The sequence below is a fragment of the Streptomyces sp. NL15-2K genome (assembly GCF_030551255.1).
GTDB lineage: Bacteria > Actinomycetota > Actinomycetes > Streptomycetales > Streptomycetaceae > Streptomyces.
On the sequence record NZ_CP130630.1, the window covers coordinates 11,702,546 to 11,722,190 of the forward strand.

The following is a 19,645-nucleotide window of genomic DNA, read 5'->3' on the forward strand; positions in this document are numbered from 1 at the left end:
CTCAATCGGCAAAGGAGGATCTCATGCCCTCGCGCACGCTGCCCTTTCCGCTCTTCGACGCTGACAACCACCTCTACGAGACCCGCGAGGCCCTGACCAGGTTCCTCCCGAAGGAGTACGACGGGGCGATCGAGTACGTCGACGTCCGCGGCCGCACCAAGATCGCCATTCGGGGGCAGATCAGCGAGTACATCCCGAACCCGACCTTCGACGTCGTCGCCCGTCCCGGCGCTATGGAGGAGTACTTCAAGGTCGGCAACCCCGACGGCAAGACCCGCCGGGAGATCTTCGGCGAGCCGATGCGCGCCATCCCCGCCTTCCGCGAGCCGGGCCCGCGGCTCGAGCTGCTGGACGAGCTCGGCATCCAGCGCTCGCTGATGTTCCCGACCCTCGCCAGCCTCATCGAGGAGCGGATGAAGGACGACCCGGAGCTCATCCACGCGGTCATCCACGCCCTCAACCAGTGGCTGCACGAGACCTGGGGCTTCGTCTACAAGGACCGCATCTTCACGGTGCCGGTGATCACGCTGCCGTTCGTGGACAAGGCGATCGACGAGCTGAACTGGGTGGTGGAACGCGGCGCCCGCGCGATCCTCGTGCGACCCGCGCCCGTGCCAGGGGTGGGCGGCGTCACCCGCTCCTTCGCCCTGCCCGAGTTCGACCCGTTCTGGAAGCGGGTGCAGGAGACCGGCGTCCTCGTGACCTTCCATTCCTCCGACAGCGGCTACGCCAACTACGCGAACGACTGGGAGGGCAGCACCCGCGAGTTCCTGCCGTTCAAGCCGAACGCCTTCCGGCAGGTGAACGAGTGGCGGCCGATCGAGGACGCGGTGTCCTCGATGATCTGCCACGGCATGCTTTCCCGCTTCCCCGAGCTGAAGATCGCGGTGATCGAGCAGGGAGCCGCGTGGGTGGAGCCGGTGCTGGGCCGGCTCGCGGATGTGTACAAGAAGATGCCGCACGAGTTCCAGGAGAATCCGGTCGACGTCTTCAAGCGGCACATCCACATCAGCCCGTTCTGGGAGGAGGACATGGCCGCCCTCGGCGACCTGATCGGCATCGAGCGGATCCTCTTCGGCTCCGACTACCCCCACCCGGAGGGCCTCGCCGACCCGGTGACGTACGTCGACTTTCTCGGCAAGCTCGACGACACCGACAAGGCCAAGGTCATGGGCGGCAACCTGGCCCGCCTGATGGCCCCGTGAGCGGGTCGAGGTGGCGCAGCATCCCTGAGCTGGCGCTCAGCGCCGCCGACCGGTTCGGTGACGCGGAGGCGGTCGTCGACGGGGGAGCGCGTCTCACCTTCCGTGAGCTGGCCGATCGCATAAGGGTGGCGGCCGGCGCCTACGCCTCGGAGCTCGGCATCCGCAAGGGCGACCGAGTGGCGCTGTGGGCGCCCAATTCCGTCGAGTGGATCGTCGCGGCTTTCGGGCTGCTGGCTGCCGGAGGCGTGCTGGTCCCGGTGAACACCCGGTTCAAGGACGCGGAGGCGCATGACATCGTGCGCCGCAGCGGGGCCAAGGCGGTGCTTGTCGAGGACGGCTTCCTCGGCCGCGAGTTCACGGCACCGGACGGTGTGCCGGTCGTCGACGTGCGGTCCGGTTTCCTCGCTGCCGGCAGTCCGCTGGAGCGGGATGTCGGCGAGGACGACCTCGCCGACATCATCTTCACCTCCGGGACCACGGGCCGGCCCAAGGGCGTCATGACCACCCACGGCCAGACGCTGCGCCTGTACGACGAGTGGTGCGACCTGGCCCAACTGCGCCGCGGCGACCGCTACCTGATGGTCAACCCGTACTTCCACATCTTCGGCTACAAAGCCGGACTGGTCGCCTCCTTCCTGCGCGGCGCGACCATGCTGCCGGTCGCCGTCTTCGACCCCGGCACGGTGCTCGACCTCGTGGAGCGCGAGCGCGTCACCGTACTGCCGGGGCCGCCCACGCTCTACCACGCGCTGCTCGCTGCCCCGCCGGGCCGGGACCTGTCGTCGCTGCGCGTCGCGGTCACCGGCTCCGCCGACATCCCCGTCGAACTGGTCCGCCGGATCACCACCGAACTCCCCTTCCAGCACCTGATGACCGGCTACGGCCTCACCGAGGCCGGCACCGTGACCGCGTCCCGCCCCGGCGACCCGTACGAGGCCGTCGCCACCACCGTCGGCCGCCCCTGCGAAGGCTTCGAAGTGCGCATCGCCGAGGACGGCGAGGTCCTCGTCCGCGGCTACGCCGTGATGCAGGGCTACCTCGACGACCCCGCCGCCACCGCCGAGGCCGTCGATCGCGACGGGTGGCTGCACACCGGCGACCTGGGGGAACTGGACGAGGAGGGCCGGCTGAAGATCGTCGGCCGGAAGAAGGACATGTTCATCGTCGGCGGCTTCAACGCCTACCCGGCGGAGATCGAGGGCTTCCTGCTCGAGCATCCGGCCGTGGCGCAGGCCGCCATCATCGGGGTGCCGGACGAGCGGATGGGGCAGGTCGGCAAGGCGTTCGTGGTGGCACGACAGCAGGTGACCGCCGACGAGCTGATCGCCTGGAGCAAGAAGCGGATGGCTGGGTTCAAGGTGCCCCGGTACGTCGAGTTCCGCGATGCGCTGCCGCTCGGGGCCACCGGCAAGGTGCTCAAGAACCGGCTGGCCGCCGAGGAGGTGGCACCGCAGTCATGACCGATGCCGACGACGTGCGTACCCCGTCCGGCCTGCCGCTGAAGCCCGTCTACGCAGCGGACGACGTCACCCGGCAGCCGCCCGCGCCCGGTGCGTACCCCTTCACCCGCGGCAATTTCCCGACCGGCTACCGGGGCCGGAAGTGGACCCGCCGCCAGTACTCCGGCTTCGGCACGGCGGAGGAGTCCAACCGCCGCTACCGCTACCTGCTGGACCAGGGCTCGACCGGCCTGTCCGTGGCCCTCGACCTGCCCACCCAGTGCGGCTACGACTCCGACGACCCGGAGTACGGGGACGAGGTGGGCCGGGTCGGCGTGGCCGTGGACACCCTCGCCGACGCCGAGATCCTCTTCGACGCGATCCCGCTCGACGAGGTCAGCACCAGCTTCACCATCAACGGCACCGCCGCGATCCTCCTCGCCCTGTACGTGGCCGCCGCCGAAAAGCGCGGCATCCCGCGCGCAAAGCTCACCGGCACCATCCAGAACGACATTCTCAAGGAGTACGCCTCGCGCGGCACCTGGATCTGGCCGCCGGAGCCGTCGCTGCGGCTGATCGCCGACACCATCGAGTTCTGCGCCGACCAGGTGCCCCGCTTCAACGCCATCTCGGTGGCCGGCGCCCACTTCCGCGACGCCGGGGCCAACGCCGTACAGGAGATGGCGTTCACCCTGGCCGACGGCGTGACCTACTGCCAGACGGTCCTGGAACGCGGGCGGATGACCATCGACGACTTCGCCCCGCAGATCTCCTTCTTCTTCTATACGCACGGCGATTTCTTCGAGGAGATCGCCAAGTACCGGGCCGGGCGCAGGCGGTGGGCGAGCATCGTCCGCGACCGCTTCGGTGCGACGACCGACAAGGCGTGCATGTTCCGCTTCGGCTGCGTGGCCGGCGGCGCGTCGCTGTACGCCCCGCAGGCCCGCAACAACACCGTGCGCGTCGCCTACGAGGCCCTGGCCTCCGTGCTCGGCGGCGTCCAGTCGATGTTCACCGCGGCCTGGGACGAGCCGTTCGCGCTGCCCAGCGAGGAGTCAGCGACGCTCGCGCTGCGCACCCAGCAGATCCTGGCCGAGGAGACGGGTGTTGCCGCCGTCGCCGATCCGCTCGGTGGCTCGTACTTCGTCGAGGCGCTCACGGACGCGACCGAAGCGAAGGTGATCGAGATCATGGACGATCTGGAGCACCACGGCGGCATGGTCCGCGCCATCGAGGACGGCTACCTGCAGGGCCTCATCGCCGACGAGGCGTATCGCACGCACCAGGACATCGAGTCCGGCGCCCGCCCGGTGGTCGGCGTCAACCGGTTCACCACCGACGAGCCGGCCCCCGACATCGCCACGTACGAACTCGACGCCGCAGGACGCGAGCGCCAGCTGAAGCGGCTCGCCCGGGTCAAGGCCGAGCGCAGCGCCGCCGGCGTGCGGCGCACGCTGGAAGCACTGCGGCGGGCTGCTGACATGCCGGACGTGAACCTCATGCCGCCGCTGGTGGACTGCGCCGCCGCGTACTGCACCGTCGGGGAGATGTCCGACGTGCTGCGGGCGGCGTGGGGCGAGTTCCGGCAGCCGGTGGTGTTCTGATGGGCGCCCGCATACTCATCGCCAAGCCCGGGCTCGACGGCCACGACCGTGGCGCGAAGATCGTCGCGCGGTCGCTGCGGGACGCCGGCTTCGAGGTCGTCTTCACCGGCATCCGGCAGCGGGTGCCCGACATCGTCGCCACCGCCGTGCAGGAGGACGTCGCCCTCATCGGGCTGAGCATCCTCTCCGGCGCGCACATCGCCCTGACGACCCGCACCGTCGAGGGACTGCGCGCCGCCCGCGCCGGCGACATCGCCGTCGTCGTGGGCGGCTCGATTCCCGCCTCGGACATCCGCCGCCTGCACAAGGCGGGCGCGGCGGCCGTGTTTCCGACCGGCACCCCCCTGGACGAGATCGTGACCGACATCCGCCGGCTGACCGCCGCCACCGACCGATCGTGAGGACCGAAACCGTATGCGTATCGGAGTGATGACCGGCCCGGAGCGGGGCGACAGCGCGCGTAAGGCCGCCCGGATGCTCGACGACGCGCGCTGGGCCGAGGAGGCCGGCTTCGACACCGTGTGGGTGCCGCAGGTGCCCACGGACTTCGATGCGCTCACCGCCATCGCCCTGATGGGCACGGTGACCACGCGCATCGAACTCGGCACGGCCGTCGTGCCCGTACACGCCCAGCATCCGATCGCCCTCGCCCGGCAGGCGCTGTCCGCGCACGCCGCGGCCCAGGGCCGGCTCGCGCTGGGCGTCGGCGCCTCGCACCACTGGATCGTGCGCGACATGCTGGGCCTGCCGTACGAGAAGCCCGCCGCCTATCTGCGCGACTACCTCGAGGTCCTGGGTACGGGCGTGAGCGGGGCGAGCTCGGTGGACGTGACCAACGAGCGCTTCACCGTGCACAATCCGCTGGGCCTCGCCCCCGTCGCCCCGCTGCCCGTCCTGGTGGCCGCGCTAGGTCCGGTCATGCTGCGCATCGCGGGGGAGCGGGCCGACGGCACCGTGCTGTGGATGGCGGACGAGCGGGCCGTCGCCGAGCACGTCGCGCCACGTATCACCAAGGCCGCTGCCGCGGCCGGGCGGCCGGCCCCGCGCATCGTCGCCGGCATCCCGGTGTGCCTGTGCGAGCCGTCCCGCGTCGACGAGGCCCGCGAGCGGGCCAACCGCATCCTGGGCGAGGCGGAGATATCGCCCAACTACCAGCGCCTGTTGGAGTACGGGGATGCCCGCGACGTCGGCGACCTGTGCGCGGCGGGGGATGAGGAGGCGATCGTGGCCCGCTTCAAGCGCTTCGCTGATGCCGGTGTGACGGATCTGTCGGTGCGGCTGCTGCCGATCGGGGAGGGGCGGGAGCAGCTGGTGGCGTCCAAACTGCGGACACGGGACGCGGTGGCGGCGATCGCGCGGGAGTTCCGGTGAGGGATCCGGTCCGGGACGGGGATCCGGTGCGGTGCGGTTCGGCCTCCGGCGCTGCGGACGCCCGTGACCGGACCGGCCCACTGGCCGGGCTGCGCGTCCTGGAGGTCGGCCACATCCTCGCAGGCCCGTACGCGACCATGCTCCTCGCCGACCTCGGCGCCGAGGTCACCAAGGTCGAACCGTCGGGCGGCGACCTCTCCCGCCAGGTCTCCGACGCGTACTTCGCCAGCCTCAACCGGGGCAAGCGCTCCGTCCGTCTCGACCTGACCACCCCTGCCGGCCAGGCCCGCCTGCACGACATGGCCCGCGACGCCCACGCCCTGCTGGTGAACCTCAAACCCTCCGCCGTCCGCCGCCTCGGCCTCACCTACGAGGCCCTCGCCCCGGTCAACGACCGCCTGGTCTGCGTGGCCGTCACCGGCTACGGCCTCGACGGCGCCGACGAGCCCGCCTTCGACTACGCCATCCAGGCCGCCACCGGGGTCGCCGCCCTGACCGGCGACCCCGACGGGCCGCCCCAACTCCCCGGCTACTCGGCCGCCGACAACTCCGCGGGCCTGACCGCCGCTCTCGGCCTCCTCGCGCAGGTGCACTCCGGACGCGGCGGCCAGGTCGAGGTGACCTTGCGGGACGTCATGCTCTCCCAGCTCAACTACCGCGCCTCCGCCTGGCTCAACGAGGGCACGGCCCCGCAGCGCCGGGCGGGCGGCGCGCACTCGTATTACGTACCGGCACAGCTCTTCCCCACGGCCGACGGCCACCTGGCGCTGTTCATCACCCACGACACCTTCTGGCGCGCCTTCGCCACCGAGGCCGACGTGGACCAACCGGCCTTCGCGACCATGGCCGAGCGCTCGGCCCGCCGCGAGGAGGTGGTGGCCGCCGTCACCAAGGCGCTGTCGGCGGACACCGCACTCGGCTGGGAAGCCAGACTCCGTCCGCTCGGGGTCGCCGCCGCGGCGGTACGCACCCTGCCGGAGGCCTTGGCCGCGGACCCCTCCGTGATCGTCCAGGCCGGCCGATTCCGCCTGATCGGGAGCCCGATCCGGGTAGCCGGCCACACGCCGTCGTACGCAGACCCGCCACGTCTCGGCGAACACGAGGAGGCCACATGATCCGCGTCGTCCAGTGGGCCACCGGCACCATTGGCGCCCGAGCCCTGCGCGCCGTCATCGAACACCCGCAGCTGGACCTGGCCGGCGTCCATGTCACGGGCGAGGACAAGGCCGGCGCGGACGCGGGCGCCCTCTGCGGCCTGCCCCCGACCGGCATCCACGCGACCACGGACCCCAAGCAGATCCTCGCCCTGGGCGCCGACTGCATCCTGCACATGCCCCGCGTCCTCGACGTCGACGAGCTGTGCACCCTCCTCGAATCGGGCGCCGACGTCGTCACCACCTGCGGCGCCCTCCACCACCCGCCGAGCATGGACCCGGACGTACGTGCCCGCATCGCGGCGGCGTGCACCCGGGGCGGCACCGCCGTCCACGCGACCGGCAGCAGCCCCGGCTTCATCACCGAGGCGCTGCCGCTGACGCTCGCCTCGATCCAGCGCCGCCTCGACCGCCTGGCCATCTCGGAGTACGCCGATCTGTCGCAGCGCCCCTCACCGGAGATGCTCTTCGACCACATGGGGTTCGGCCGCGCCGCCGAGGGACCCGACCCCCGCCGGCTGGCCCATATGCGGGCGAGCTTCGGCCCGTCGCTGCGGCTGCTGGGCGACGCGCTCGGGCTCCGTCTCGATGCGGTGGAGGCCACTGGCGACGTGGCGACCGCGCGCACAGACACTCGCATCGCCGCGGGCGTCATCGAGGCCGGCGGCGTCGCCGCACAGCGCACCACCGTGGCCGCCATGCACGCCGGCCGCCCGGTGCTGAGCTTCACCGCCACCTGGTATTGCACCTCGGACCTGAACCCCGCCTGGGAGCTGCGCCCCACCGGCTGGCACATCGCGGTGGACGGCGACGCCCCACTCGACATCGACCTGCGCTTCCCCATCCCACTGGAGCGGATGGCCGACATCTCCCCGGGATACACCGCCAATCGTGCGGTCAACGCGATCCCGGCAGTGGTCGCCGCCCCGCCGGGCATCCATTCGACGCTTGATCTCCCGCATCTGGTCAGCGCCCTGCGGGAGTCCTAGTGGCCGCGGGTTCGGCCGCTGCTGTGGGTTCGTCCGCCTGGGCTGCGCCCGGCCCGACCAGAACGACGGGAAGTCAGTGAGGACTCGCCGCGGCCCCCCGCAACAGGTCGCGGGTGCGGCGCACCGATGCCGCCGGATCCGGCCCCGCCGGGACGATCGCCGCCCAGATGTCCGTCGCGCCCGCGTCCAGCAGCGACTTCAGTTGCTTGCCCACCGATTCCTCATTGCCCACGATCGCCGCGTCCGCGGGAGAATCGGCGCCGCCGATGTCCAGGATGCGCTGGTAGCTGGGCATGCCCGCGTACGTTCCTGAGGTCGCCGCGACCGCCGCCCGCGCCTCGGCCGTGTCGTCGTGCACCACCACCGGCAGCCCCGCGACGATCCGCGGGGCCGGGCGCCCTGCCGCCTCGGCGGCGGCGGTCAGGCGCGGCGCGATGTGTTCTCCGACCGCCCGCGCGGGCGCCATCCACAGCACGGTGCCGTCGGCGTACTGGCCGGCGACGCGCAGCATGCGGGGAGAAAGGGCCGACAGAAGGACGGGCACGGGTGGTTGGCCGGTGGCCGTCATCCGGCCGCCCGCGCTCCGCGTCGTCCACTCCTCGCCCGCGAAGTCGACCTCCTCGCCGTGCAGCAGGGCGGTGAGGATGCGGACGTATTCCTCAGTGCTCTGGCCGGGGCGGTCGTACGACAGGCCGTACACGCCGCGGATCAGGGCCTCGTGCGACGGCCCGATGCCGAGGGTGAGGCCGGGGCGGCCCATCGTGGCGGCGGCGGAGGCGGCCCGGTTGGCCTGCAGCAGCGGATGGCACGGGTAGGTCTGCAGCACCGCCGTGCCCAGCTCGATCGTCGACGTCGCGCGGCCGGCGCGTGCCATGGGTGTCAGTGGATCGCCCAGCACGGTCGAGGCGTACCAGAGCGAGGTGAAGCCGTCCGCCTCGGCGCGCTGCGCCTGCCGGACCAGCTTGTCCGGCGTCGCCGCGCCGCCGGTCAGGCCGATGCGCATGTGCCACCTCCTGTGTTCCAGCGGGCGGGTGCGGGTGCGTCCGGCAGCAGGGGCCGGGCGTACGAAAGGTCGTCCAAGTCGCGAGTTCCCTTGAGATATCCCTGGTCGCGGAAGGTCGTCGACCGCAGGACCGAAGCATCGGCGGTGAACATCACCTCGACCGTCGAGCGGCGCACCGCGATCCGCCAATGGCCGTCGCGACGCTCCAGCCGGTCGAGATAGCGGCCGCTGATGAACTGCGCCGTGCGGTCGTCGGTGCCGAGGAGGATGACGATCACGTAGCTCTCGCAGTGCGCGGTGTCGCCGTCGATGTCGCAGGAGTGGGTGGTGATGTTGTGGGTGTGGACGCGGGAGGTGGCGGCGTGGACCGCGTTGGCCCAACCGGCATATCCGGGTCCTGAGTTGATCGTCGAACCGTGCTCGTCGGTGCCGTCCGCATGGTATGTGCCCGTGACGAGGTCCGCGTCGTGGCGGTCGCAGCCGCGGGCGTGGCGGGCAATGCAGTCGAGGATCTCGGTGCGGTCCTTGAGATACCGGACGTCCCGGCGCAGCGCTTCGTGCTCGGGGGTTGTCATGCGTCCGCCCTCCCGGCGGCGCCTGCGCGGACGACCACCCGCACGCGGCCCAGGTTCTGCACCCTCCCGGACTCCGTGCTGCTATCGCCCGCACGCTGTGCGGTGGCCCGCAGCACGGGGAAGTACGTCCCGGGCTCCCGATAGGTGTGCGTGGCCCGGACCTCGGCGACCGGGCGGGCGGGCCCGACGGGGTGGGCGGTGAAATCGCCGTTACCGGTGAAGTCCCACTCCACGGCTACGATGCGCCCCGCCCCAGGCGGCACCACGATGCGCGCCCGGAAGCCGACCGTACGTCCTGCCGGCACTTCGATCCGGTCGCCGCCCGCGACAGTGAGGTCGACCACCGGCTGGATGCCGCGCCGGACCCCGGCTTCGCCGGCGACCGCGACCTGCCCGCCGGACACGGCATACCGAGTCGACCTGGCGGGCGCCACACCCCGCTCCGCCCATGCGCTCACGTCGCGCAGCGCCTGTTGCACGATGCCCATGTAGTCGACGAGTCGGGCCGCCTGCTTGCCGCCGGCGAAGTCCATCTGATGGTCGGCGTGGTCGTTGTACCAGACCCGCACCGTGTCGTCGTACCGCTCGCCCAGGGCCTCTCGCGCCCGCGTGGCGTACCAGTCCGCGTGCCAGGGGAAGGCGTCCGCGTCGAGGAGGTTGTCGACAATGATGAGCTTGCCGTTCGGCCGCCCGGTGTGGGTGCCGCCGCCGCTGGTGCTCTCGGACACGGCCGGCCCGACCTCGATCGATCGCTGAGGGTGCAGTGGCTTACCGTCCGCATCCTGGTATTGGTTCCAGGCGGTATAGCCGGCACGCGCCGGGATCTGATGCCGGTGGTAGGAATGCAGCGCCAGGAACCAGCGGTTGTCGACGCGTATCCGGCTGCCCGGCTTCAGGGACTTGAGCACCTCGTCCGCGTTGTCCTCGCCGAGTGTCAGGCTCCCGGAGGCGGGATCGAGGCTGCCCGTCAGCGGCCCTGCCCCATAGGCGGTGAAGTCCAGCCCCGTGGCATTCGTACCGGGCGGCACGCCATCGAGGACGAGGGCCTTCGGCTCACCGGCCTCGTCGCGGTCGACCCGCGTCACGGTGGCCGACCGGTCCACTCGCGCCGCGCGGAAGCGCTCGCCGAGCTCCGCCGGGTCAGTGCCGAGGTAGCCCGGCAGGCTCCAGAAGTCGTCCGCGTACGACGGGTCCATGGCTCGCACGGTGCTCCCGAGCCCGAGCAGCCCCTGCGGGTCGGACAGGCCGAGGGCGTACGGGTAGTCCTCCCAGGCGCGCAACGGCAGGCCCATGAGCGTCACCTCGCGCAGCACCGCACGCTCCAGGCCGTCGAGTCCCTCGTACGGATCACCGCTGCCACCCGGCCGCACGGCGTCGGCGATCCGCGCCGCCTTGTCCCGCAGCACGAAGCGGGCCAGGGCGCGGGCGGTGAAGGTGTTCGGGATGGAGGTCGGCACCCCGATGACGATCGGCACCGCGCCGTCCCAAATCCCGGTGGTCTTCTCCATCGCGCCGATGGTCTGGTACGAGCCTCCGCTCGCCCCGTAGATGTAACCGTGGATCCGTCCCCGCCAGTCGTAGTGCGAGGCCGCCACGGTGCGCGCGAACTCCGCCGCAGACGCGTCGACCCGGTAACCGACGCCGCCGTTGGTCTGCACGGTGTACGCGCCGCTGTCCGCGCCGAACGCGATGGTGCGGTCGGTGGCGTGCTCGTCCTGCAGCGGATACACGAGCTGGAAGAAGCGGCCCCGCCAGCGGTCGCGCGGCGGCAGGTAGATGCTGAAGCGTGCGCTGGTGCCCTCGAAATGTCCGGACACCCGCCGGTGCCGCACCGGGGAGGTGCGGTCCTCGTCCCGGTCGATGACCGGCCGGTCGTAGTCCGGGTCGCTCCAGCCTCCGGCCGCGGCGGCCGGCGCTCCCAGAAGCGTGCCGGCAGAGGCACCCACGGCGCCCACCGCCGTCCCGACGAACCGCCGTCGTGACCATCGACCCATCACAAGTCCTCCGTCTCAGGGCATGCCGCCGTCGACCCGCAGGGTCGCGCCGGTGGTGTACGAGGCGGCGTCGGACATCAGGTACAGGGCGGCCCCGACGACCTCGCGCGGATCGCCGATGCGCCGCAGCGCGTGCCCGCTTACGCCGGCCGCCAGCGCCTCGGGGTCGTCCTGCCAGTGCCGGGTGGCCCAAGTGGCGAACGGGCCGCACATCAAGGTGTTGACGCGGACCGTCGGACCGAACGCGTGCGCCAGGCCCTCGGTCATCGCGTTGAGCCCTGCCTTCGCCGCCGCGTACGGCACGATCGGCGCGCGGGGGCGTATGGAGCCGGTGGAGCTGACGTTGACGATCGACCCGCCGCCCGCCTCGGCCATCCGCTGTCCGGCCAGCACCGACAGCCGGAATGGCCCTTTGAGGTTGAGGGCGACGACGGCGTCGAACATCTTCTCCGTCACCTCGCCCAGATCCTCGTACACCGGTGACATCCCGGCGTTGTTGACCAGCACGTCCAGCCGGCCGAAGCGCTCGTGCACCGCGTCCAGCAGCCCCGGCATCTGCTCCCAGCGGCCCACGTGCACGGCATACGGCAGGGCGGCGCGGCCGGTCTCCTTCTCGATCTCGCGGGCGGTGGCGGCGCACGCCTCGGACGTCCGCGAGGCGATGACGACGTCCGCACCGCAGCGAGCCGCGCCCAAGGCCATCTCCCTGCCGAGTCCGCGGCTGCCGCCGGTGACCAGCACCACGCGCCCGCTGAGGTCGAACAGGCCGTCCGCGTATCCCATGTGCGTTGCCCCGATCGACAGGTCCGGCAGTTCATGCGAGATTAGCATTCTCCAAATCGAGAATGAAACTCTTGCGCAGGAGGTGGAAGTTGTGACTCCGACCGACCCCAATCCACCCACGCTCGCCGAGCGTGCCGTGCGCCGCCGGATGGCGGCCGCCGAGGAGGGAGCCCGCGCCGAGGTGGACGCCCTGCTCGACGCCGGGTTTCGGTTGATGGCCGAGGGCGGTCGGCGCCCGCCTCGCGTGGCCGACATCGTGGCCTCCGCGGGCCTGTCCAATGACGCCTTCTACCGGTACTTCGACGGCAAGGACGCCCTGGTCGAGGCGATCGTCGAGCGGGGCGCCAGAGAACTCGCCGCCCGGGTCCGCCAGCGCTTGCAGCGTGCCGCCGACGCCGCCCCCGAGGAGCGGCTGCGCACCGGTGTCGCGGCAGTGGTGTGGCAGGCGGCCGACCCCGGCCTGGCCGCGCGCATCCGCACCGTGCTGTCGGCGGGGGTGGCGCCGGCGCCGGACGCGGAGCATGTGATGGTCGTGCTGGTTGACGACCTGGGGACGCTGTTTACGGCCCCCGCCCGCGAGTTGGGGGCCACGGACCCGGAGCGTGCCGGGCGGACGGTCGCAGGCGCGGCGGTCGCGGCGTTGCAGCACTGGCTGCTGGCCGGCCGGACGCCGGATGAGGCGGATGTCGAGCAGTTGATGCGGTTCCTGGTGGCGGGCGTCCGGGCCTGAGTCGCGCGGCAGCCCACGCCAACAGCGATTCCTGGACGCGAGAATGCCGTTCTGCTAGCGTGCGAATATCGTTCTGTCGTCTCCGAAAGGGACGCCCCATGTGGGACTTCAGCACCGACGCCGCCTTCCAGGCCCGCCTCGACTGGGCCGACGCCTTCGTACGCGACGAAGTCGAGCCGCTGGACGTGCTCTTCCCGGGCAACGCGGACCCCTACGACCGCACCAGCCGCGTCTACACCGAAGGCGTCCGCCCGCTCCAGCAGCGGGTGCGCGACCAGGGGCTGTGGGCCGCGCATCTGCCGCCCGAACTCGGCGGCATGGGCATGGGGCAGCTTCAACTCGCCCTGCTCAACGAGATCCTGGGCCGCTCCGGCTGGGCCCCGATGGTCTTCGGCACCCAGGCCCCCGACTCCGGCAACGCCGAGATCCTCGCCCACTACGGCACCGAGGAGCAGCGCAAGGAGTACCTGCAGCCGCTGCTGGACGGCCACATCGTCTCCACCTTCGCCATGACCGAGCCGACCGGCGGCGCCGACCCCGGTGGCTTCACCTGCCGGGCGGTCCGCGACGGCGACGACTGGGTGATCGACGGCGAGAAGTGGTTCGCCTCCAACTACCCGCACGCCGCCTTCGTCATCGCCATGCTGATCACCGATCCGGACGTCCCGGTGCACCAGGGCTCCTCGATGTTCATCATCCCGGCCGGCACCCCCGGCATGGAGATGGTGCGCGCCACCGGCCTCGCCGGTGAGCCGCTCGGCGAGGGTGCGCACGCCTATCTGCGCTTCACCGGCTGCCGGGTGCCCGCCGAGAACCTCCTCGGCGAGCCGGGTACCGGCTTCGCCATCGCCCAGACCCGCCTCGGTGGCGGCCGCCTGCACCACGCGATGCGGACGGTCGGGCAGTGCCGGCGGGCGCTGGAGATGATGGCCGAGCGCATCGCCGGCCGGCGCACCCGCGGCCGCCCGCTCGCCGATCAGCAGGCGGTACGGCACGCGCTCGCGGACAGCTGGATCCAGTTGGAGCAGTTCCGCCTCCAGGTGCTGCACGCCGCCTGGCACGCCGACAACGCCGCCCGTACCGGCGCCAAGGAGGACGCGCGCGCGGCCCGGCTGCACATCTCCGGGGTGAAGGCCGCCACGCCCACGATCCTCGTCGACATCGCCTACCGCGCCATGCACCTGCACGGCGCGCTCGGCGTCTCCAACGAGCTGCCGCTGACCCGCATGTGGCAGGCCGGCCCCGTGCTCGGCGTCGCGGACGGCCCCACGGAGGCGCACAAGGACGTCGTCGCCCGGCTGCTGCTGAAGGACGTGGAGCCCCCCGACGACCGGCTGTTCGGCTCCGCACACCTGCCGGCCCGGCTCGCCGCCGCCCGCGAGAAGTACGCGGACCTGGTCCGGTCGGAGGAGGCGACGACCCGGTGACCGACACCCTGGCACTCCTCAACGACTGGCCGGGCCTCGCCGGCCTCCCCGGTGACGGACCGGTGGCCGAGCTGTCTCCGCTCACGGGCGGCGGGCAGAACATCCTCTCCCTGCTGCGTCGCGCCGACGGCACCGAACTCGTGCTGCGCATGCCCGGCCGCCACCTCAAGGAGCGCGCCGCCGACGCCTTCCGCCGCGAGAGCGGCGCGCTCGCGGCCCTCGCGGGCACCGACGTACCGCATCCGCGCCAATACGCCCACAGCGGCGACGACGACTCCCCGCTCGGCGGGCCCTTCTCCATCCTGGAGAAGATCGACGGCTTCACCCCACAGGGCCGCTTTCCCGGCCGCTACGCCGAGGACCCCGACTGGCGCCGCCGCGCCGCGTTCGCCCTGGTGGACGGGGCGGCGAAGCTCGCCACGGTAGACCCGTACGCGGTCGGGGCGGGCGAACTCGGCCGCCCCGAGGGCTGGGTGGAGCGCCAGCCGGCGCGCTACCTGCGCATGCTGCACGGCTACCGCGGCAGCGCCGCCTACCGGGAGACCGAGTCCCCGCACGTCGACGCGGTGGCCGCATGGCTGTCGGCCCACACCCCGAAGCAGGGCCGCACCGGCATCGTCCACGGCGACCTGCAGTTCGCCAACGTGATGCTGTCCCACGACGCCCCGCGCCTGGCCGCGATCATCGACTGGGAGATGGCCTCCCTCGGCGACCCGCTGCTCGACCTCGCCTGGATCCTCACCGCCTGGCGCGAGGACGGCGACCCGCCCGGCGGCGAGCCGTACCTGAAGCCCTGGGACGGCATGCCGTCGCGCGCCGAACTCATCGCGTACTACGCCGAGTCCACCGGCCGTGACATCTCCGCCTTCCGCTGGTTCGAGGTGCTGGCCTGCTTCCGGCTGGCCGCGCTGCTGGAGGGCAGCTGGTACGCCGCCGTGGAGGGCCGCCGGGACCGGGAGACGGGCGAGGCGATGCACGGCTATGCGCAGTGGCTGTGGGCGAAGGCGCGCGTGGAGATGGCCCGGGACTGAGCGGAGGGGTTGGATTGCGTATCGACAAGGGACAGGTCGCGGTCATCACCGGCGGCGCGAGCGGCATCGGCTACGGCCTCGCCGAGGCGCTCGCGGCCCGTGGGGTCCGGCTGGTCATCGCGGACATCCGCGAGGACGGGCTCGTGGAGGCGCAGGAGTCGCTGCGCGCGGCCGGTGCCGAGGTCACCGCCGCCGTCACCGACGTCAGCGACGCGGCGTCGGTCCGCCGCCTCGCCGACCACGCCGTCGCCGCGTACGGACGGGTGGACCTGGTGTGCAACAACGCCGGGGTCGTGTGCCCGGCCGCGCCGATGTGGGAACAGGACGACCGCACCTGGGAGCGGATGATCGGCGTCAAGCTGCGCGGCGTCGTCCACGGTGTGCGCGCGTTCACGCCGCTGCTCATCGCGCAGGGCACCGGGCACTTCCTCAACACCGCCTCCGCAGGAGGCCTCACCCCGCTGCCCGGCCGCACGCCCTACGCCGGCACCATGCACGCGGTCGTCGGCCTGACCGAGACCCTCGACGCGGAACTGAAGCAGGTGTCGCCGGCGCTCGGCGCGACCGTCCTGTGTCCCGGGCTGGTGGACACGCCGCTCGGCGAGAACTCGGCCGCCCTCGGCGCGATCCGGCTCCCGCCGGGCGCCGCCTCGATGCGCGGTGCGGCGGCCGGTCGGGACGGCATCCTCACTCGGCGCGAAGTCGCGGAGGCGGCGCTGGCCGCGGTGGCGGCGGGCCGGGTGCACACCGCCCCGGGCGCCGGCGTCGCCCGCCGCGCCCGGACCCGCGTCGAGGGCCTGCTGGCCGACATCGCGGCGGGGGAGGGGGTCCCACCGGGGGTGCACCCGGCGGGATCCGCCTGACCCGCGCTCAGGTAGGGCGACGGCCGCCGGGGTGGGCTCGTTGCTACTTCGGCGGGAACCTCAACGCGCCGTCCAACCGGACGACCTCGCCGTTGAGGTAGTCGTTCTCGCACAGGTGCTGCACCAGGGCCGCGAACTCCTCGGGACGCCCCATCCGGCGCGGATGCGGTACCTGCGGGCCCCAGTACGCGGAGAGCTGGTCGGCCGCCTTGCCGTAGGCGGGCGTGAGGACCGTGCCGGGGGCGACCGACACCACACGGATGCCGGCCGGCGCCAGATCGCGCGCCGCGACCAGGGTCATCGCGGCCACCCCGCCCTTCGCCGCGGCGTAGGGGAGCTGCCCGATCTGGCCTTCGTAGGCGGCGATCGACGACGTCGTCACCACGACGCCCCGCCCTTCGTCCTCCCCGTACGGCTCGGTGCGGGCCATGGCGGCGGCGGCGAGCCGCATCACATTGAACACGGCGGTCAGATAGTGCTCGATCGTCGTCCGGAAGGCGTCCAGCGGCAGCGGCGTGCCGTCCTTGCCGACCAGCCGGCCGCCGCCGGCCGGACCGCCATGGCAGTCCACGCAGATCCGGAACGCCCCCGCACCTGCCGCCTCGTCGACGGCCGCCCGCACCGACTCCTCGTCGGCCGCGTCGGTACGGACATAGCGCACGCCGTCCAGCTCGCCCTCGAGGGCCTTGCCCTTGTTGTCGGCCACGTCCGCCACGACGACCCGGGCACCGGCGGCGTGCAGCCGGCGCACCGTCGCCTCGCCGAGGCCGCCCGTACCGCCGACCACCAGTGCCGAACTTCCCTGTATCAGCACACTCTTCCTCCTCCTTGCAAGTCGAGATCTACCCGAGAGAGAATTGCGTTCTCATGAATATAGCCGTGATTCTTGAAATGGCGGCCGCTTCCGCGCAGCCTCCGTCCGTCGCGTGCGCGGGCCGCAGGCTCGACGCGGCGGAGCTGCTGCGCCTGTCCCGGCACGCCGCCGACCGCTTCCGCGACCGCCCCGCGGTCCTGTATACGGGCGCGAACCATCTCGCCTATCCCGTAGCCCTGTTCGGCGCGGCACTGGCCGGCGTCCCGTTCGTTCCGCTGAACTACCGGCTCGGCGAGGACCAGCTGGCCGCGCTGGCGACCCGCCACCCCGGCGCCGAGGTGCTGCGCCCGGACGACCTCGACGCGCTGCTTCAGGCGCCGCCGGGCGACGCACCGGCCCTCACATCGCCGGACAGCCGGGACGCAGTGGCGGTCACCCTCTACACCAGCGGCACCACCGCCGCCCCGAAGGCCGCGCTGCTGCGCCACCGCCACCTGATGGCGTACGTCCTCGCCACGCAGGAGTTCGGCGCGGCGGATCCTGCCGACGCGGCGCTTGTCGCGCTCCCGCCGTACCACATCGCGGGGTTGATGAACCTGCTCAGCAATCTCTACTCGGGGCGGCGCGTCGTGTACGAGCCCGCTTTCGACGCCGGCCGCTGGCTTCGGACCGTACGCCAGGAGCGGATCACCCACGCCATGGTGGTGCCGACGATGCTGGCCCGTATCACCGAAGCGGTCGGCGCGGGCCCGGCCGATGCCCCCGCGCTGCGCAGCCTGGCCTACGGCGGCGCCCGCACGCCGCGCCATGTCATCGAGCGAGCCTTGCGCCAGTTCCCCGACACGGGGTTCGCGGGTGCCTACGGGCTCACCGAGACGTCGTCCTCCATCGCTGTTCTCGGCCCGGACGACCACCGGGAGGCGATGGGCTCGACGAATGACGCCGTGCGGGCCCGCCTCGGCTCGGTCGGGCAGCCGCTGCCCGGCGTGGAGGTGGAGATCCGTGACGATTCGGGGGCCGCCGTGCCTGCGGGCTCCAGCGGACTGGTCTTCGTACGCGGCGAGCAGATCTCCGGCGAGTACGGCGGAGCCGAGCGCGCGGCGGACGACGGCTGGTTCGCCACCCGGGACCAGGGCCGCATGGACGCGGACGGCTACCTCTTCATCGAGGGGCGCGCGGACGACACCATCATCCGCGGCGGCGAGAACATCGCTCCTGCCGAGATCGAGGACGTCCTCATGCGCCACCCGGACGTCGAAGAGGCCGCAGTCGTCGGCGTCCCCGACGCGGAGTGGGGGCAGCGGATCGTCGCCGTCCTGGTCGGCACCGCGGACCCGGACGAGATCCGGGCGTACGCCAGGGAGCGGCTGCGCTCGTCGAAGACCCCCGACACGGTGGTGCTGCGTGCCGAACTGCCGCGCACCACCACGGGCAAGCTGCTGCGCCGCACCCTCGTCACCGAACTCGCCGACCACGCTGCCTCAGAAGGGGATCCGACCCATGCCTGAAGCGCCGAAAGCCGTCATCACCGCCGCGCTGCGTACGCCCATCGGCACGTCGATGAAGGGCACCCTGCGCGACACCACCGCGTACGAACTGGCAGAACACGTCGTACGCGGCGCAGTCGAGGGCCTGGACCCGCAGGACATCGACGACCTGATCCTCGCCGAGGGCCACTACGGCGGTGGCGTCATCGCCCGGCACACGGCCGTCCGCCTCGGCCTGGCCGAAGTGCCGGGCCTCGCGGTCAACCGGCACTGCGCCGCCGGCCTTTCGGCCGTCCAGACCGCGGCGGCGAGCATCATGGCCGGCATGGAACGGCTGGTGATCGCAGGCGGCGTGCAGTCCTTCTCCACCGCCCCGAAGAGCGCCTACCGCGTCGACGGCGAGTGGTGCGAGCCGTGGACGCCGCCCACGCACCCGGACCGGCCGGACGCGCCGAACCTCGACATGTCGATCAGCGTCGGCTGGAACACCGCCGTCAAGGCCGGGCTCAGCCGGGCGGAGCTGGATGCCTGGGCGCTGCGCTCGCACCAGAAGGCGATCCAGGCGCTGGACGAGGGCCGGTTCAAGGAAGAGACGGTGCCGATCGACACCCCGCACGGGACGTTCGCAGCCGACGAGCATCCGCGCCGCGGCACCAGCCTGGAGAAGCTGGCAGCGCTGCGGCCGCTGCACCCGGAGATCGAGGGTTTCAGCATCACCGCAGGCAACGCCTCCGGCGTCAACGACGCGGCGGCGACGCTGGTCGTCGCGAGTGACCGGCTCGGGCTTGAGGCCCTGGCCACGGTGCGCTCCTGGGCGTCGGTCGGCGTGGACCCGGCGCTTATGGGCCTGGCGCCGGTCACCGCCATCCCCAAGGCGCTGGCGCGGGCCGGGCTTTCGGTGGCGGACGTGGCCCTGTTCGAGATCAACGAGGCGTTCGCGTCCGTACCGCTGGCGGCGATCAAGGAACTGGGCCTGAACGAGGAGAAGGTGAACGTCAGCGGCAGCGGCTGCTCCCTCGGCCACCCGGTGGCCGCCAGCGGCGCGCGGATGCTGGTGACCTTGGTCCACGAACTACGCCGCCGCGGTGGCGGCGTGGGCGTGGCGGCGATGTGCGCCGGCGGCGGGATGGGGGCGGCGACGGTGGTGGAGGTGAACTGAGGCGTCGCCGGGCTCGT

Annotated in this window: 18 protein-coding genes; 13 read left to right on the forward strand and 5 right to left on the reverse strand. The window is 72.3% G+C overall.

Going from position 1 to position 19,645, the window contains the following annotated elements; all coding sequences use genetic code 11:
• Positions 1-23: 23 nt before the first annotated feature.
• From Q4V64_RS51225 to Q4V64_RS51255, 7 genes are read left to right on the forward strand one after another with little or no spacing between them, the layout of a single operon-like run.
• A complete protein-coding gene (locus tag Q4V64_RS51225) occupies positions 24-1,205 on the forward strand; it encodes an amidohydrolase family protein (RefSeq protein WP_124445125.1) in 1,182 nt (393 codons plus the stop codon).
• Positions 1,202-2,665 (forward strand): FadD3 family acyl-CoA ligase, encoded by a 1,464-nt coding sequence (locus Q4V64_RS51230; RefSeq protein WP_124445126.1) that lies wholly within the window; start codon positions 1,202-1,204, stop codon positions 2,663-2,665. The genes Q4V64_RS51225 and Q4V64_RS51230 overlap by 4 nt, the downstream gene beginning before the upstream one ends.
• Positions 2,662-4,248: a methylmalonyl-CoA mutase family protein gene (locus tag Q4V64_RS51235; RefSeq protein WP_124445127.1), complete on the forward strand. Its 1,587-nt coding sequence runs from the start codon at positions 2,662-2,664 to the stop codon at positions 4,246-4,248. Before Q4V64_RS51230 ends, Q4V64_RS51235 begins: the two co-directional genes overlap by 4 nt.
• The gene (locus Q4V64_RS51240; protein WP_124445128.1) at positions 4,248-4,649 is read left to right on the forward strand and encodes a cobalamin B12-binding domain-containing protein; all 402 of its coding nucleotides are present in this window, start codon (positions 4,248-4,250) and stop codon (positions 4,647-4,649) included. Before Q4V64_RS51235 ends, Q4V64_RS51240 begins: the two co-directional genes overlap by 1 nt.
• A gap of 13 nt (positions 4,650-4,662) precedes the next feature.
• Positions 4,663-5,619, forward strand: a complete 957-nt coding sequence (locus tag Q4V64_RS51245; RefSeq protein ID WP_124445129.1) for a TIGR03564 family F420-dependent LLM class oxidoreductase — start codon at positions 4,663-4,665, stop codon at positions 5,617-5,619.
• A complete protein-coding gene (locus Q4V64_RS51250) occupies positions 5,616-6,734 on the forward strand; it encodes a CoA transferase (RefSeq protein ID WP_253267466.1) in 1,119 nt (372 codons plus the stop codon). The genes Q4V64_RS51245 and Q4V64_RS51250 overlap by 4 nt, the downstream gene beginning before the upstream one ends.
• On the forward strand, positions 6,731-7,762 hold the full coding sequence (locus Q4V64_RS51255; RefSeq protein WP_124445130.1) for a dihydrodipicolinate reductase: 1,032 nt from the start codon (positions 6,731-6,733) through the stop codon (positions 7,760-7,762). Before Q4V64_RS51250 ends, Q4V64_RS51255 begins: the two co-directional genes overlap by 4 nt.
• 73 nt (positions 7,763-7,835) lie before the next feature.
• Here Q4V64_RS51255 and Q4V64_RS51260 read toward each other — a convergent pair whose 3' ends face one another.
• The 4 genes from Q4V64_RS51260 to Q4V64_RS51275 form a co-directional block, all read right to left on the reverse strand.
• Positions 7,836-8,765 carry a TIGR03564 family F420-dependent LLM class oxidoreductase gene (locus tag Q4V64_RS51260; protein ID WP_124445131.1) on the reverse strand — a complete coding sequence of 310 codons (930 nt, stop codon included), beginning with the start codon at positions 8,763-8,765 and terminating at the stop codon, positions 7,836-7,838.
• On the reverse strand, positions 8,750-9,340 hold the full coding sequence (locus Q4V64_RS51265) for a nuclear transport factor 2 family protein (RefSeq protein ID WP_124445132.1): 591 nt from the start codon (positions 9,338-9,340) through the stop codon (positions 8,750-8,752). The genes Q4V64_RS51260 and Q4V64_RS51265 overlap by 16 nt, the downstream gene beginning before the upstream one ends.
• Entirely contained in the window at positions 9,337-11,286 is a 1,950-nt protein-coding gene (locus tag Q4V64_RS51270; RefSeq protein WP_253267467.1) for a PKD domain-containing protein, read from the reverse strand. Before Q4V64_RS51270 ends, Q4V64_RS51265 begins: the two co-directional genes overlap by 4 nt.
• Positions 11,287-11,349: 63 nt before the next feature.
• Positions 11,350-12,165 (reverse strand): glucose 1-dehydrogenase, encoded by an 816-nt coding sequence (locus Q4V64_RS51275; protein ID WP_253267468.1) that lies wholly within the window; start codon positions 12,163-12,165, stop codon positions 11,350-11,352.
• A gap of 43 nt (positions 12,166-12,208) precedes the next feature.
• On the opposite strand from Q4V64_RS51275, the gene Q4V64_RS51280 reads away from it, so the two are divergent.
• From Q4V64_RS51280 to Q4V64_RS51295, 4 genes are all read left to right on the forward strand, one after another.
• On the forward strand, positions 12,209-12,847 hold the full coding sequence (locus Q4V64_RS51280) for a TetR/AcrR family transcriptional regulator (RefSeq protein WP_172629568.1): 639 nt from the start codon (positions 12,209-12,211) through the stop codon (positions 12,845-12,847).
• A gap of 98 nt (positions 12,848-12,945) precedes the next feature.
• Positions 12,946-14,274 (forward strand): acyl-CoA dehydrogenase family protein, encoded by a 1,329-nt coding sequence (locus tag Q4V64_RS51285; RefSeq protein ID WP_124445136.1) that lies wholly within the window; start codon positions 12,946-12,948, stop codon positions 14,272-14,274.
• Positions 14,271-15,305 carry a phosphotransferase family protein gene (locus Q4V64_RS51290; protein ID WP_124445137.1) on the forward strand — a complete coding sequence of 345 codons (1,035 nt, stop codon included), beginning with the start codon at positions 14,271-14,273 and terminating at the stop codon, positions 15,303-15,305. Before Q4V64_RS51285 ends, Q4V64_RS51290 begins: the two co-directional genes overlap by 4 nt.
• Positions 15,306-15,319: 14 nt before the next feature.
• On the forward strand, positions 15,320-16,168 hold the full coding sequence (locus Q4V64_RS51295; RefSeq protein ID WP_124445138.1) for an SDR family NAD(P)-dependent oxidoreductase: 849 nt from the start codon (positions 15,320-15,322) through the stop codon (positions 16,166-16,168).
• Between the two features lie 43 nt (positions 16,169-16,211).
• Here the strand turns inward: Q4V64_RS51295 and Q4V64_RS51300 are convergent, their stop codons facing one another.
• Positions 16,212-16,982, reverse strand: a complete 771-nt coding sequence (locus tag Q4V64_RS51300) for an SDR family oxidoreductase (RefSeq protein WP_124445139.1) — start codon at positions 16,980-16,982, stop codon at positions 16,212-16,214.
• Positions 16,983-17,035: 53 nt separating this feature from the next.
• Between Q4V64_RS51300 and Q4V64_RS51305 the strand changes: the two genes are divergently transcribed.
• On the forward strand, positions 17,036-18,490 hold the full coding sequence (locus Q4V64_RS51305) for an AMP-binding protein (RefSeq protein WP_124445140.1): 1,455 nt from the start codon (positions 17,036-17,038) through the stop codon (positions 18,488-18,490).
• Entirely contained in the window at positions 18,483-19,628 is a 1,146-nt protein-coding gene (locus tag Q4V64_RS51310; protein WP_124445141.1) for a thiolase family protein, read from the forward strand. The genes Q4V64_RS51305 and Q4V64_RS51310 overlap by 8 nt, the downstream gene beginning before the upstream one ends.
• Positions 19,629-19,645: the final 17 nt, after the last annotated feature.

What these genes read in the sequence shown, in the direction of transcription:
- Q4V64_RS51225 (WP_124445125.1), top strand. Translation starts at nt 24, where the DNA reads ATGCCCTCGCGCACGCTGCCCTTTCCGCTCTTCGACGCTGACAACCAC.
- Q4V64_RS51275 (WP_253267468.1), bottom strand. Translation starts at nt 12,165, where the DNA reads ATGCTAATCTCGCATGAACTGCCGGACCTGTCGATCGGGGCAACGCAC.
- Q4V64_RS51265 (WP_124445132.1), bottom strand. Translation starts at nt 9,340, where the DNA reads ATGACAACCCCCGAGCACGAAGCGCTGCGCCGGGACGTCCGGTATCTC.
- Q4V64_RS51305 (WP_124445140.1), top strand. Translation starts at nt 17,036, where the DNA reads ATGAATATAGCCGTGATTCTTGAAATGGCGGCCGCTTCCGCGCAGCCT.
- Q4V64_RS51245 (WP_124445129.1), top strand. Translation starts at nt 4,663, where the DNA reads ATGCGTATCGGAGTGATGACCGGCCCGGAGCGGGGCGACAGCGCGCGT.
- Q4V64_RS51285 (WP_124445136.1), top strand. Translation starts at nt 12,946, where the DNA reads ATGTGGGACTTCAGCACCGACGCCGCCTTCCAGGCCCGCCTCGACTGG.
- Q4V64_RS51235 (WP_124445127.1), top strand. Translation starts at nt 2,662, where the DNA reads ATGACCGATGCCGACGACGTGCGTACCCCGTCCGGCCTGCCGCTGAAG.
- Q4V64_RS51255 (WP_124445130.1), top strand. Translation starts at nt 6,731, where the DNA reads ATGATCCGCGTCGTCCAGTGGGCCACCGGCACCATTGGCGCCCGAGCC.
- Q4V64_RS51240 (WP_124445128.1), top strand. Translation starts at nt 4,248, where the DNA reads ATGGGCGCCCGCATACTCATCGCCAAGCCCGGGCTCGACGGCCACGAC.
- Q4V64_RS51310 (WP_124445141.1), top strand. Translation starts at nt 18,483, where the DNA reads ATGCCTGAAGCGCCGAAAGCCGTCATCACCGCCGCGCTGCGTACGCCC.
- Q4V64_RS51260 (WP_124445131.1), bottom strand. Translation starts at nt 8,765, where the DNA reads ATGCGCATCGGCCTGACCGGCGGCGCGGCGACGCCGGACAAGCTGGTC.